This window comes from Allocellulophaga tsushimaensis, assembly GCF_055383085.1.
The window spans coordinates 1,957,325-1,972,198 of sequence record NZ_AP039451.1 but is presented as its reverse complement, the minus strand read 5'-3'; the positions used below and the strand labels follow the sequence as shown (position 1 = coordinate 1,972,198).

The 14,874-nt window shown below is 30.8% G+C and carries 11 protein-coding genes; 8 read left to right on the top strand and 3 right to left on the bottom strand.

Translation table 11 applies throughout. From position 1 onward, the window contains the following. Positions 1-347 precede the first annotated feature (347 nt). The 3 genes from ACZ451_RS08400 (at position 348) to ACZ451_RS08390 (ending at position 4,068) form a co-directional block, all read left to right on the top strand. Positions 348-1,040: a hypothetical protein gene (locus ACZ451_RS08400; protein WP_464216672.1), complete on the top strand. Its 693-nt coding sequence runs from the start codon at positions 348-350 to the stop codon at positions 1,038-1,040. A gap of 5 nt (positions 1,041-1,045) precedes the next feature. Next, positions 1,046-3,031, top strand: a complete 1,986-nt coding sequence (locus tag ACZ451_RS08395) for a S8 family peptidase (RefSeq protein ID WP_464216671.1) — start codon at positions 1,046-1,048, stop codon at positions 3,029-3,031. A 440-nt stretch (positions 3,032-3,471) separates the two neighbouring features. Next, on the top strand, positions 3,472-4,068 hold the full coding sequence (locus tag ACZ451_RS08390; RefSeq protein WP_464216670.1) for a hypothetical protein: 597 nt from the start codon (positions 3,472-3,474) through the stop codon (positions 4,066-4,068). A gap of 62 nt (positions 4,069-4,130) precedes the next feature. Here the strand turns inward: ACZ451_RS08390 and ACZ451_RS08385 are convergent, their stop codons facing one another. After that, complete coding sequence (locus ACZ451_RS08385) at positions 4,131-4,694, bottom strand: hypothetical protein (protein WP_464216669.1); 564 nt, start codon at positions 4,692-4,694, stop codon at positions 4,131-4,133. An 18-nt stretch (positions 4,695-4,712) separates the two neighbouring features. Further along, positions 4,713-6,320 (bottom strand): hypothetical protein, encoded by a 1,608-nt coding sequence (locus tag ACZ451_RS08380; protein ID WP_464216668.1) that lies wholly within the window; start codon positions 6,318-6,320, stop codon positions 4,713-4,715. A 1,120-nt stretch (positions 6,321-7,440) separates the two neighbouring features. On the opposite strand from ACZ451_RS08380, the gene ACZ451_RS08375 reads away from it, so the two are divergent. Both ACZ451_RS08375 and ACZ451_RS08370 read left to right on the top strand, forming a co-directional pair. Next, positions 7,441-7,668, top strand: coding sequence for a hypothetical protein (locus tag ACZ451_RS08375; RefSeq protein ID WP_464216667.1), 228 nt, complete (start codon positions 7,441-7,443; stop codon positions 7,666-7,668). A gap of 208 nt (positions 7,669-7,876) precedes the next feature. Continuing rightward, positions 7,877-8,398 carry a glutathione peroxidase gene (locus tag ACZ451_RS08370; RefSeq protein ID WP_464216666.1) on the top strand — a complete coding sequence of 174 codons (522 nt, stop codon included), beginning with the start codon at positions 7,877-7,879 and terminating at the stop codon, positions 8,396-8,398. Between the two features lie 511 nt (positions 8,399-8,909). On the opposite strand, the gene ACZ451_RS08365 is transcribed toward ACZ451_RS08370, so the two are convergent. Further along, positions 8,910-10,781, bottom strand: a complete 1,872-nt coding sequence (locus tag ACZ451_RS08365) for a M61 family metallopeptidase (RefSeq protein ID WP_464216665.1) — start codon at positions 10,779-10,781, stop codon at positions 8,910-8,912. A 203-nt stretch (positions 10,782-10,984) separates the two neighbouring features. Here ACZ451_RS08365 and pyrH point away from each other — a divergent pair, with 203 nt between their 5' ends. The 3 genes from pyrH (at position 10,985) to ACZ451_RS08350 (ending at position 14,828) form a co-directional block, all read left to right on the top strand. Beyond that, entirely contained in the window at positions 10,985-11,692 is a 708-nt protein-coding gene (gene pyrH / locus ACZ451_RS08360; protein ID WP_464216664.1) for a UMP kinase, read from the top strand. A 32-nt stretch (positions 11,693-11,724) separates the two neighbouring features. Continuing rightward, complete coding sequence (gene frr / locus ACZ451_RS08355; protein WP_464216663.1) at positions 11,725-12,282, top strand: ribosome recycling factor; 558 nt, start codon at positions 11,725-11,727, stop codon at positions 12,280-12,282. Between the two features lie 146 nt (positions 12,283-12,428). Beyond that, positions 12,429-14,828: an efflux RND transporter permease subunit gene (locus ACZ451_RS08350; protein ID WP_464216662.1), complete on the top strand. Its 2,400-nt coding sequence runs from the start codon at positions 12,429-12,431 to the stop codon at positions 14,826-14,828. Positions 14,829-14,874: the final 46 nt, after the last annotated feature.

Below are 14,874 nucleotides of genomic sequence, written 5' to 3'. Positions count from 1 at the left end.
GGTTTGGACAAAAGCTTAATATGGTTCCACTTAAAATAGTAATCATACAAACATCAGTCCTATTAGAAAAATATTGAATATAGATATACTTTTTTTAAGCATAAAAAATGACCTTTATAACTAATCAATAAAAACACTTTACAAGGTGTCATTAATTTTATTTAGTTGAAAACAATATCTAATTATTATTTTTCAAATAACACATATCAAAATAAATACGCTTTTGAAACGGATGTCTACGCTTTTGAAATGAGGTATGGAATATTGCCTTTTAACTTTTACATTTAGACATAACGAATTAATTTCTTAGACAAAACTACCATAAGAAATTTACTAAAAAACATATTATGAAAACAACATTACTACTCATTGCAACACTATTATTTTTTGGACATTCTTATGCTCAATTCAACATTTTTCACAATTTTGATAATCAAAATATTATGTTTGGACACGGCCCAAATAACAACAGAATCACTATAGGAAACAATCAATTACAAGGAGGATATGGTCTAGATCCGCAGTCAAGTGTACTTGAAGTTACATCTTCTACAGCTGCTTTTTTAAGATTAGGTGCTCCTTCTTCAGAATTATTTTTATTTGCAAGTGACCAATTTGGCCATAGAATATTGACACCTTCAGGGTCGCCATTAAACATAAATTCTATCCTTCGTACAGATCGTGATTATGTAAGCATAAACACCACCTATATTCCTACAGAATACAAGCTTGCTGTGGGCGGCAAGATTATTGCGGAAGGAGTACGTGTAGAACTGGAAACAAACTGGCCAGATTATGTATTTACTCCTAATTATAATTTAACTCCTTTAATACAGGTAGAACAATTCATAAAAGATAATGGACATTTACCAAATATTCCAAGTGCAGCAAATGTAGAAAAAGATGGAATTGACCTTGGAGATATGGTCACCAAACAAATGGAAAAGATAGAAGAACTAACACTCTATATCATTGAATTGCAAAAACAAATTGATGTACTTAAAAAAAACACTAAAGAATTAGAACTTAAATCAAAATAACAATTATGGAATTTAATAAAAAAATACTGCTTTTATTAAGTTTTATGATCATATCTTTTGCAATACAAGCACAAAATCATAAATTCTATATAAGAGCAATTAGTCATAATTTTAATCCAAATATTTCTACCAGCAAAGGTGTAATTATATATAACGGAAAAGATGCTCGTTTACGAAAAATATTTAATGAAAATAAGATATATACTTTTAGAAATGCATTTGTAAATTCAGTTAACTCAAAACTACAACGCACCTGGTACATAGAAAGTAATTCTAAAACTACAGTAGATGACTTTTTAAAATATACATCAAATATATTTGAATTTGGCGAACCTATTGAAGAGCCTAGTCTAGCAAATAGTTATCCTAATGATTATGGAACTACTGGGCCTTTAGGAACTAATCAAGGAATTGCTGCAGATTTAGGGTATTTAGATTTTATAGGAGCACCTCAAGCTTGGGACTATACTACAGGGACTTCTATAATTCGTGTTGGGATTTCTGATGGAGGCATTACAGAGGGTGACGATGATTTTAGTAACCAAATAATTGAAGATGGGGTACTATCAACAACAAATTTTACACCACATATAAGCCATGGTAATACTGTAAGTATGATACTTGCAGGAAAAGGGAACAATAAATATGGTTCTACAGGAATTTGTCAAGATTGTGAAATTACAACACATTATTTCTCTAATAACCAACATGATATAGGAAGTGATTTAACTAGTTATGAACGTCTTCTTGATCTTGCTCAGAATGGTTCCAAAATAATTAATTGCTCATGGGTAGGAGGTAATGTTGATTGCGGTCAGGATGTAATTAATGAGATAACGGGAAACAATTATAATGCTATTGTTATAGCTGCTGCAGGAAATGGCAACTCAAGCACTTTAGCATATCCAGCCTCTTATGACAATGTTATTTCTGTTGGTGGAGTTGGTAGTGGAAAAGATTTTACCTACGATAATATTGAGCCTCCAGCTGCAGGAGGTACATTCTATACAATAAAAAATTTAAAACATGCGCTTGGTGGAAATGTTGCTTTTGCAGGTAACAATCCTACTCCAGAAAATTTTCAAGAAACGGCTTACATTATAGGAGGAAGAGCAAGAATGAATGAAAAAGTTGATATTATGGCCCCAGGAGGTAGCATATTTAGATATGGTGCTTATTTGGATAATGAAGGTATTCAATATACCTCAAATCAAACATTTTTTACATCTCCTGCTACTCCAATGGTATCTGGTACAATAGCTCTTATGTTAGATTTAAACCAATGTCTAAATTTAGTAGAAGTAGAATCTATACTTAAAGCTACTTCTACTTACATATCTGAATTCAATTTTAACAGGAATTTTAATGGAACTGTCTATGACAACAGATATGGCTCTGGAACTTTACATGTAGGAAGATCTTTAAAATTAACTAACGATTTATTAGATCCAACCGAAATTGCATATATAGAAAATCAGAAATTTACGCGATGGAATTTTGAATTTAAGGGAGTATCGAGAAGGATAGAAATACGGAATCAAGAATTTACAGCAAGCTCAACACTTAAAGTAGTTGCCAAAAATCTAATAACCATAGAAGAATCTTCTGTTATAGAACCTAACATAGATGGATATACTTTATTAGAAATTGACCCAAACCTTGTATTACAAAGCAATTGCCCATTAAGTATTACAAGAAAAACCTCTATTAATACAAGGGATAAAGTGTATGATAAAAATACATTATACACTATATATCCAACCAGGGTTACTTCTAATATGACTATAGAGAAAAAAGAAAATAGTGCAAGCGAAATAGCAATAATTGAAATTTATGATTTGTCTAATAGAAAAGTTTTTTCTAAAAAGGGGTTAAATGAAAATATAATTCATCTTGATCTTTCTTTTCTCAAAGAAGGTATTTATATCGTAAAAGGATATTCAAAAAAATCAAGAGAAGCAATTCTAACAGAAAAAATCATTAAAAACTAAAGCTAATTAATATTTAAAATGTTAATATAAATGCTTAACCTATAATAGACAAGATATTCATTTGAACATTCATCAAATTAAAGTATAGAAAATTACACTCTCTATAAACTATTATTAAAATAAATCTAAAAAAACGCTCATTCACAAAAGTGAGCGTTTTATACTTACTTTACCAAAAAAAATTATAATTATTATAATTAAAGTATGTAAAAAGTAAAAGTATCTTAAGCCACTTAAATTCAGAAACAGCATATTTATAAGTACTTAGTGTCTAAAGAACAATATCATTAAGAAATCAAACAAAGACATTAATCACGTACCTATTCTCAATATAGCCCTTCCTAAAGAAAAGGTGTTTTTGTTAGAGGAGGGATTATACCTTATTAATACTTGGATGAGTTTCCTCAAAATTCTACTATCTTGTACATCAAAAAAAATAAATGAAGAAATTGATTGTAATATTACTCATACTACACTGCTTAATTTCAAGCTGCGTGAATACCAGATATTCATATCATGTTGACAGAGGTAAATCTTTAGATTTTTCATCGGGTAAGTGGATATTAAACAAAGTTCATACGGATAGGAAAATAAAGCATCTAGAAGACATTGCTTTAAAGGAATTCCGTTCAATATTGAACGATTCTCTATTTAAAATAGAAGATTTAAGGATTAAATCTTTGATATCTCCAAAGCTCCCATACAATTTATCTAAAAAAGATTTAATAGATTTAAAAGCAGGAACAAATTCTAATTTTATAATTAACTACAAAGTTGATATTATTGTTGATAGGCTTAATTCTTTAACTGTCGCCCCTCCAATTGGAACAACCAGAAAAATCAATGAAGTATTGGTTGAAATCTCTATTTATGACATTAAACAAGCAGCGCTGATATCTCGCACTTCCATTGTTGGAAAAGCAAAATTGGACATTAGCGAGAATGATTCTGGGTGGGATATAGCTGATACCCCTAAAGTTATATCAAGAAAAGCACTATCTAAATTAATAACACAATATCGTCGAAACAAAAAATAAAACCTCGGCTGAATCACATCACATGATCAACCGAGGCCTTGACTCAAAATTACTTTACCGTACTATTTCGACAAGTTTAATCCAAGATTTACTTGTACCATAAATGGAAAAAAACCACTATTTCCCATGGTGTCAAAATAATATTGAGGGCCGATATCGGCTAAAAAACGAAATTTATCATATGAACGTTGGATGCCCCATGTAGGTCCAGCTGCGAAATCAAAATCATCGCTTTTAAGTAGCACGTTATCTGCAATAGACCATCCTCTCGCAATCCCCCTAAGAGATATAAAATTACCTGAGTTTTTGTAAGAAAACCGGTTCTTCATCTCTCTTTTCCGACGATTATACATCAACTTAAATTGCACCTCTATAAATGGTTGAATGATATAATTAAATCCATCATCTGTGATGGTAAGTCCTTCATAGGCTCCATTATATCCAGCTCCAATGGATCCCGATAAAATGGTATTTTTCCCTGTGACCCATTCATACTCTAGTGCAGGGTTTATAAAATTTACAATGAAATTATTTTGTAAACCGTTATCCGAATGCATATCTTGTCCAATACCTAATATAGAGAATAACATCATACTGAAAAAAAATAAATTTCGCTTTATTTGCATACCAAAATTGAGTTTTTATTAATCCTTACCTATAATACGTTTTCCCTTCCAGACACCGTTTCTTAATGCAGCTCCATATAAATTAATTTCTGCTACATCATATTTCGTTGCCTTGAACTGTTTGAAAAATTTCGCAAACTTACCTGCATCTACATCATATGTGAGGACGAAATTGAAATCAAATCTGTAAGTTTCATTTGATTTACCTCTCGCAACACGGTTAACAACTACCATTTCGGTTTTGTTAGTACTGAATTTGACAATTTTCACTTGGACTTTATTGTTCGCTAAATCATTCTTAATGCCCGTCCAACTGGGAATGGTCTTTGCTGCATTTTTCAAAAGTTCTTTAATAGCTCCGTTTATATGCCCCGTGGTAAGGTTAAATTCTTTATCTATTCTTTTTCCTAAAATATCATCGATATAAATTTCAAGAGTAAGTAACTTTTGATTATCATCATAAATTGGCCATGGATTCGGATTTGCTGGAAAATTGGTTTGTTGACCCGTCGCTGTAGAATAAGTATTTCCTTTATATTTATAAGTTACGTGTATATCTCCAAACGGATTATATTGTTTTATAGGATGGTTATATGTGTATTTCACACTGTTAATACCCAATTCAACAAATGAAGCTGTACGCGATTCACTCCATCCAATAAAACGTTTTTTCTGGTATTTCACCTTTGTCCCGATAGATGAAAAAATGAAATAATTTTCATTCCAAAACTGTGTTTGTACCCTATGAGTTGAATCGTGATAATCATTACACTTAATCCTTTTACCAAAAATCTGCTGCCAGATACTATTCTCGGAATACACACAGCTACCAAAGGTTTGTGGTTTTAAAATAGGATAAGATGTAGAGCTTCCACCACCAGAACCTCCACTGGAACCTCCCCCTCCGGAGCCCCCTCTGCCTCCACCTCCACAAGAGGCTTCGACTAAGGTAATTTTATCAGTTACTCGTGTCTGTACTGTTTCTGTAGGAGTTATAGGCAAATAATCACCACCAGATTTCTGAATGGGTACTTCACAAAGAGAAATCCTACTGGCTATGTAATCTGATTTACTAGTGATTGAATTTTCTAGTTTTATTAAATATTCTCGCAATATTTGCTCATCTTTCTTATCACAAAAATATAGTCCATTAGTTGTATATTTATAGAATTTATTACCAATGTAAATCTCACGATCTTCATTTAAGACAGCAGCAAATCCTTCATCAGATACTAACTCGTCGTCTAAATCAATCTCGTCATCACTAGTTTTAAGAGAATAGAGCAATCCTTTTTTCGCGATTTTAGATTTCTTTGAAGCTAAAAAATCATCGATTTTCACATCGTCATTCTCATCAAAAAAAGGTCTTAATGAGCTGAATCCTTTTTTATTTAAGTCCATAATAGCTCCCTTAAAACTTTCCGTCTCTGTCCCTAAGATAAATTGTTTCAGTGACTGCTCATCGGAAAATTGTAATTTATTGTCAATCACTTCCAATGATTTAATATTAAAAGTGTTCTCTTGCAATGCATTTTCTTCTACGCTGATTACAGCTTCTTCTTTTGAGCATGAAAAACTCAAACAAAAGAGCATTAAAAAAGCGTAAGCTTTTGTTAAATGTTTCATTTTGTTAATTTTATAGTTAATAATTTATTAATGAATTTATTCTATAATATGGCCATATTTCTATAAATTCAATATAAACTTACAAAATAATTGTTAATTTAACTTACAAAAAGTTAAATTATTACTTATTTTCTATTAAAAAATGAAATCATAAAGTGATAACTCATAAAAAAACGGAAGGCTTATTATTTATTACTAGCCCTTTTTCAGTAGCTCTTTTAAAAAGTTTCTTAGTACTAGAAAATAGATTTCTTTATCCTTCAGTTTGTCGTAATGATTCATTCTTGAGCAGTAAGTATAGTGATATTTCACTTTAACAAAATCCAACAATAACAAAACATTTTTCATTATTTTATTACACCTAAAAAAAGAAACTAAATGAATATTTAACCAAAGTTTTCCAAAAAACAGAATACAATGAGTTTGTGATTTTATAATGTAAACTATAAAAACAACTTCAAATACTCTAAAAAAAAGATGTAGCAATATATTGTTTGATCGATGGGTTATTGAAAGAAATGAAAAATAACGAACATAACAACTAAAAGATAAGTGATATACAGGTAATCGTCATTACTTTGATATTGGCGCGATATTTTCACAACAACCAAACATTGTCTTTGGGTGATGTGAGTCTCTCGAGTTATTTATTTTCAGATTGAAAATAAGAACATAGCTACAACAATTAATATTTTAATACCTAGACAGTTTAATAGTTATTACAAATAGCACTAAATATAAAATTTAATAAAACAGTATAAACAGATTAAAAAAGAATTAAGAATTAAACAAATACTAACACTTTGTATATTTAAGTCCTTATGAACTATAAACAAATAGTAATGTTACTCTTAAAAAAATAATTTTCCCATCAATATTAATCTTAATTCTAAATAAGAATACATAAAATTATTTTCAATAATTATATATTTTGTTTAACTATTTTAATTACAATATCAAACAATAAATAATATAAAAAATAGAATTACGCATTAAAAGCTCCTACACCTAAGACATAACGAGCATTAATTAAATTGTTCAAATAACAACAACTCAGTTCCGCTTAAACAAACTTGTATATGTTATTTTGTTTAACTATTTTTATTAAAATTTAAACAAAATGAGTATTATAGAAGAAGCTTTAGCTTTTGAAAACGCTAAAATGAGTAATATGTCTACTAGTGATAGAGTAATAGCTTCTCGAGAAGCCAAACGACTTATATTAGCCATCAATGAAATTTACAAAGAAACAAAAGAAACAGAATTGATGGATATCATGAAGCGTTTAACGGTAAAGAAAAAAAGAATTGATGTAAGGTTAAAAGGTAGACCAGATCCTGGTATTTAAATCTTTTTATATAGCTACTACTAAAAATCTTGTTCGATATCGATATATTTTAAAGAACTTCGATTTTAAGATCAAAATAACAAACAAAAATCCCCCCAACTATAATAAAAAGAATTTTCTTCAGCCCCACATTGTACTCCCATTCATAACTCTTATAACAAACAAAAAAGCTTTAGGACAACTTTTTATTAAATTAATTGATTCAAGTATGAAGATCATTAACAATATTAAAACTTCTGTAAATCATTCTAAAAACACCTTAAAGTCTCTATATGAGATTAAAATTAATAGTTTAGATGGTAATCCTATTGTACTTTCTGATTACAAAGGAAAAAAATTACTCTTTGTAAATGTTGCCTCTAAATGCGGTTTTACCAACCAGTATGAAGCATTACAAAAATTAAGTGAGACACATAAACACAAACTTGTAGTCATTGGTTCTCCTTGTAATCAGTTTGGAAGTCAAGAGCCTGGTGACACATCAGAAATTAAAACCTTTTGTCAAAAAAACTATGGGGTAACATTTCTACTTACTGAAAAAATAGAAGTTAAAGGAAGTAATCAACACCCCCTCTATCGCTGGCTTACTTTAAAAGAAGAAAATGGTAAAAAGAACTCTAGTGTAAAATGGAATTTCCAGAAATACTTAGTAGACGAAAATGGCAATCTTATTGATTATTATTTTTCTATAACTAAACCAAATAGTGCTAAAATTATCAAACATTTATAAATGTCTTTGCATAGTATTCAGCTTTTTTTTGATTTTGGCTTGGTTGTATTAATTTGGATGATACAGACCATAATATACCCTAGTTTTAAATATTATAAAACTGATGATTTGGTGAGTTGGCATCGTCTTTATACGTTTAGAATTAGCTACATTGTAATACCCTTAATGCTGGGGCAATTAACTTTTTCTACTTTTTCAGCTATCAAGTCTCCTGATTTCTTTACTTTCCTCAATCTATCGCTTATTTTTCTAGTTTGGGTCTTAACTTTTACCATATTTGTACCTATTCATAACAAAATATCTTTTGGAGAAATAGATCCTAAAATGCTTCCCAGATTGGTTAAGATGAATTGGTTACGTACAGTTTTATGGACCACAATATTCATTATTTGCTTGTTCCATCACTGTTACTTTCTGTAAAAAACAAAAGAATATGTATTACCACACAAATTAGTTTGATTAATTTGGGCGCTTAAACAATATTTGTCTTAATCCACAAATTCAACAAAAACTACTTTTTCATCCAGATATTTCTCAACTGCATTTGAGCATCAGTAGCTTTCTCCATAGGTACTATCGTTTTAGCTTTTAAAACTGGTACTCCTACTTTCCCTTTTAAAGTGATCGCTTCTTCCTCTTCCCCTCTTAGCACTACCATTTCAATTTCTTTTTCTGGGGTCCATGCAAAACTCCCAACAACTATTGGTCGCATACTTTCTAAGTTAATTTGTGTTCCGTCAATAGATTGAATAATATCTCCACTCTTGGCTCCTAAATTGATCAGGAAACTATTTAAATCTATATTTCTAATAAAAATAGCATCGTTATTGGATTGATCTACATCTATAAATGGTATTTGTTCGGCATCTAAAAAATAACTGCTACTTTTTTCAATATTCCCTATTCCTAAACCTACTTTAGCTAAATAGCCTGCATAATCTATTGGGGTATTACCAACTACATGTGTATCAAAAAAAGCACGAACCTCTGGGTAAGTCATTTCAACTATTTCATCTAATAGGTTATCATCCTCAAAAGGCTTACTATCTCCATATTTTTTAGACAATTCTTTCAGTAACCATAAAACACTTTTCTCTCCATTACTCAATTCTTTTAAAGTAATATCTAAAACCATATTTATTAAAGTTCCTTTTTCATACACATTTGCATAATTATCCTTGTAAGGATCTTTTAGGATATTCTGACTCATTTCTGTAAAAGACATTTCATCATCAAATCTTTTTGCGCCATTTATTTTCCCCATTATTCTTTCGTAAAACTCGGCTTCTGTAATTAATCCCTGCTTAATTTGAAAGAGGTTAGCAAAATATTCTGTTGTCCCTTCATACATCCACAAATGCTTAGACATCTTAGGATCGTTAAAATCAAAAAACTGAATTTCTTTAGAATGAACACTTAATGGGGTTACGATATGAAAAAACTCATGAGACACTACATCAACCATAGCTTGTTCCAAACGCTCCTTATCCATTTGTTCTGGCAATACTACCACTGTAGAGGTATGGTGCTCTAAAGCCCCAAAACCATTTGCATCATTCTCTATTTCAGAAAGGTATAGTAGTATATTATATTGTTTTGTACTATTAACTTCTCCTAAGAAAGCCTTTTGAGCTCCCATCATTTTTGTCATTCTTTCTTTTAAATCAGTAGCCTTATACACTCCGTTAGGAGAATATACACTAAGGTTTACAGTAATGCCATTTATTTCAAAAGAAACATTATCTGCCTTAGCATATAAAATAGGGTTGTCTATCACTTGGAAATACCTACTTGCAGCATACACATCTACATTAGGCTTGCTATTAGGATCACTAACCTTACGTAACGATGTAGTTCCGGATAAACCCTCAGGAACTGTTACACTTAAAACATAAGGAACTTCCTTTAAATCTTTAAAATAACCTACAAAACCATGCAAATTTAACATGTAATTTTCTCCAGCCTCAATATTTGTACCTGATGGTGAAAACACAGGGTCTTCTGTAATACCTTCTGTATCATAGGTGTCATTCACAAAATAAGAAATACGATCTAAATTTTTACCATCCGTAATAACCCACGTATTATTATCTCTTTTGGAAACAGAAAGTTCATTCCCTTTATAGTCAAAGGCTTTAAAGCTTTCTATATACTTGCCATAATTATCTTCACTATAGGTTCCAGGAACTGTTTTAGGAATAAAAAAAGATACTTCTTCAGTACTAAAAGCACCTGGATCTATAGCTACCAAAACTTTATCTTCTTGAACATTTACCAAATCAATAGAAACGAATACCGATGATTTTTCTGCACTAACCAAAGTTTTTGTTGCACCACAACTCGCTAACAAAACACCAAACGCTATTAAAATAATTTTTTTCATAATGAAACACTAAAAATTTACGCTATTACACTTCTTATTTTATTAATTTACCGCAAGAATATAAAATATAATTAGAATACGATTACTTTTTTTGAAAGAATTAAGACCTAAAACCCAAACCTTAGTTAATATTAAAATAACAAGTACTATTCTCATAAATTATTTTGATTATTTTTGTTTCGATTTTCAACTAAATATAAAGCATGCAATACAAACGAATTCTCTTAAAACTCAGTGGCGAAGCATTAATGGGGGAACGCCAATATGGAATTGACCCGAAAAGACTTGCTGAATATGCCGAAGAAATTAGAGAAGTTGTAGCAAAAGGTATTGAAGTTGCTATTGTTATAGGTGGCGGAAATATTTTTAGAGGTGTTGCCGGAGCCAGCAATGGGATGGACAGAGTGCAAGGAGATCATATGGGTATGCTTGCCACAGTAATTAATGGCTTAGCATTACAAAGTGCTTTAGAAGAGAGTGGTATACAAACAAGATTACAAACTGCAATAAAAATAAATGAAGTTGCCGAACCTTTTATTAGGAGACGCGCCATGCGACATTTAGAAAAAGGGAGAGTTGTTATTTTTGGTGGTGGCACAGGAAATCCTTATTTCACTACAGATTCAGCAGCTGTATTACGAGCTATAGAAATAGAAGCTGATGTTATTTTAAAAGGAACGCGTGTAGATGGCATATACACTTCTGATCCAGAAAAAGATAAAACAGCCACTAAATTTGACACGATTTCTTTTAAAGAGGTATTAAAACAAGGACTTAAAGTAATGGACACTACTGCATTTACCCTAAGTCAGGAAAATGAATTACCCATTGTAGTTTTTGATATGAATACAAAAGGAAACTTATTAAAATTAGTTTCTGGTGAAAATATAGGTACCGTAGTAAATCTTTAATGTAGGTTGACTACTTTTTAAATTTTAAACACATGAATGAAGAAATTACATTTATTTTAGATAGCGCTAAAGAGAGTATGAATAATACGTTAACGCATCTAGAAAAAGCATTTATAAAAATTAGAGCCGGAAAAGCTAGCCCCGTAATGCTTTCTAGTGTAATGGTAGATTACTATGGCGCTCCTACCCCTTTAGCACAAGTTGCCAATGTAACTACTCCTGATGCTAGAACAATTACAGTACAACCATGGGAAAAAAATATGTTGCAAGAAATAGAAAAAGCAATTATGATTTCTAATCTTGGTTTTAACCCAATGAATAATGGTGATTATGTTATTATAAATGTACCTCCATTAACGGAAGAACGAAGAAGAGATTTAGTAAAACAAGCTAAAGCTGAAGCAGAAGATGCAAAAGTAGGGATACGTAATGCCAGACAAGAAGCTAATAAAGAAATTAGAGGTTTAGACGATGCTTCAGAAGATCTAAAGAAAAATGCTGAAGCAGATGTACAAGATTTAACTAACACCTATAGCAAAAAAATTGATGATACGCTTTCATTAAAAGAAGCAGAAATCATGAAGGTGTAACGTACTCAATTCGTATCAAAAAAGAGCGACAACTGTCGCTCTTTCATTTTTAAACAGCCCATAAAAAATGGCGCTTAAAATACAAGTCAGGTTTTTAGCCATACTAACAATCATTTTTTACCTTTGCAGCGATTTTAAAATATATTATGGTTGCTAAACTAACGCAAGGTTTCTGGGCTAAAACGGCCAATATAATTCTCAGAAACCGGATCCTTATCCTTATCTTAATCATTGCAGTTACTGTATACTTAGCTTTACAGTGGGATAAAATGCGTTTCTCTAGTTCGCAAGCAAATCTTCTGCCAGACGAACACCCTGTAAATATTCAGTACAAATCTTTTTTAGAACGTTTTGGAGAAGAAGGCAATGTAATGGTACTTGCTATTAAAGACAGTGCTTTTTTAAATAGTAAAAATTTTAACCGTTGGAATAAATTTAGCAAGCAATTGGCTGCTTTTCCAGAAGTAGATTTTGTGCTTTCTACAGATAATCTTCAAGAACTAGTAAAAGATACTGTAAAACAGGAGTTTGTTTTGCAAGCATTTCTAAAACAAAAAACTTTAAGTAAAGCTGAAATTGATACAGCTACAAATCATCTTTTTAATGATTTACCTTTTTATGAAGATCTTATTTATAACAAAGAGACCCAGACGATTAGAACTATTGTTTATTTAGATAAAGACATCGTAAATACTGCTGCTAGAAAAGATTTTATTTTAGGAGACTTCCTAGATCTAGTATCGGATTTTGAAAAAGAAACTGTTTTAGATGTTCATATTTCCGGAATGCCATATATCCGTACCATGAACTCTCAGAATATTATAGATGAAATTGGAAAATTTATTTTAGCAGCTTTAGGGGTTACCTCTCTTATATTTTTCTTTTTCTTTAGGAGCTTTAGAGCAACATTCATTTCTATGTGCATCGTAATTATCGGTGTAATGTGGGCTTTTGGCATCCTTGGTTTATTACAATACGAAATTACAGTACTAACAGCTTTAATTCCGCCACTTATTATTGTAATAGGCATTCCAAACTGTATTTTTTTAATAAACAAATATCAGCAAGAAGTAAAAAAACATGGCAATCAGGCCTTATCCTTACAACGTGTTATTTCTAAAATTGGTAATGCTACATTAATGACAAATATTACTACAGCATCTGGTTTTGCAACTTTTATAATTACAGATAGTGAGTTACTAAAAGAGTTTGGAATAGTTGCATCTATTAATATTATTGGAATTTTTATTCTTTCGCTATTAATTATTCCTATTGTATATAGTTTTATGTCGCTTCCAAAAACAAAGCACTTAAAGCACTTAAACAAACGCTGGATAGATACTTTTGTAAATTGGATGGAACGTATTGTTAGAGAAAGAAGAATTTCTGTTTACATTGTCTCTATTTCCCTATTAGTGCTTAGTATTATTGGAATTTATCAAATTGATATTTCTGGAAGCCCCATAGAAGACATGCCTAAAAAAGCAGAATTCTTTAAAGACATTCGGTTTTTTGAAGAAGAATTTGATGGTATTATGCCTGTAGAAATCGTAGTAGATACCAAAAAGAAAAAAGGCGTTTTAAAATCTTCTACCTTAAAAAAAATGGATCAGTTGGGTGAAGTGATAGATGGCATTCCAGAACTTTCTAAACCGGTTTCGGTAGTTAACTTAGTAAAATATTCCAAACAAGCCTTTTACAATGGAATTCCAAAATATTATCAATTGCCCACCTCTCAAGAAAATACTTTTATTATGGATATTGCCCGCAAATCTGCAAATAATGGCAATCTTTTAGAAAGTTTTGTAGACAGCGTTGGGCAAACTGCCAGAATCACAACCTATATGAAGGATGTAAAAACAACTCGTATAGAAGAGATTAAGAAAAAATTAAAAGACAATATCCAAGATATTTTTCCAGAAAAACGCTATAACGTTTATATGACGGGTAGTGCTTTATTATTTTTAGAAGGCACCAAATACCTTGTTAATAATCTCATTTTATCGCTTGCCTTAGCTATTGGCTTAATTGCTTTGTTTATGGCCTATTTATTTAGATCTTTTAGAATGATCATCATTTCTTTAATTCCAAATTTACTTCCATTAGTGATTACTGCTGGGCTTATGGGTTTTGTAGGCGTACCCATTAAACCTTCTACTATATTAGTATTTAGTATTGCTTTTGGTATTTCTGTAGATGATACCATTCATTTTTTAGCAAAATACCGTCAAGAATTAATTGCAAATCAATGGCGAATTAAAAAATCTGTTTACGCTGCTTTAAGAGAAACAGGTGTAAGTATGTTTTACACATCTATTGTATTATTCTTTGGGTTCTCCGTCTTTATAATTTCTAATTTCGGGGGAACAGTTGCACTAGGTGCATTAGTATCTGCTACGCTACTGTTTGCAATGTTGGCAAACCTTGTACTTTTACCCTCATTACTTTTATCATTAGAGAAAAATATTGCAAACAAAGAGATTTTAAAAAAGCCACAAATAGATATCTTACCAAAAGATGAACTTCCTTTAAACGATTCTGAATAAAATAAGGTATAAATTCTGATTTTATAGCGTTATAAAATGAAACCTT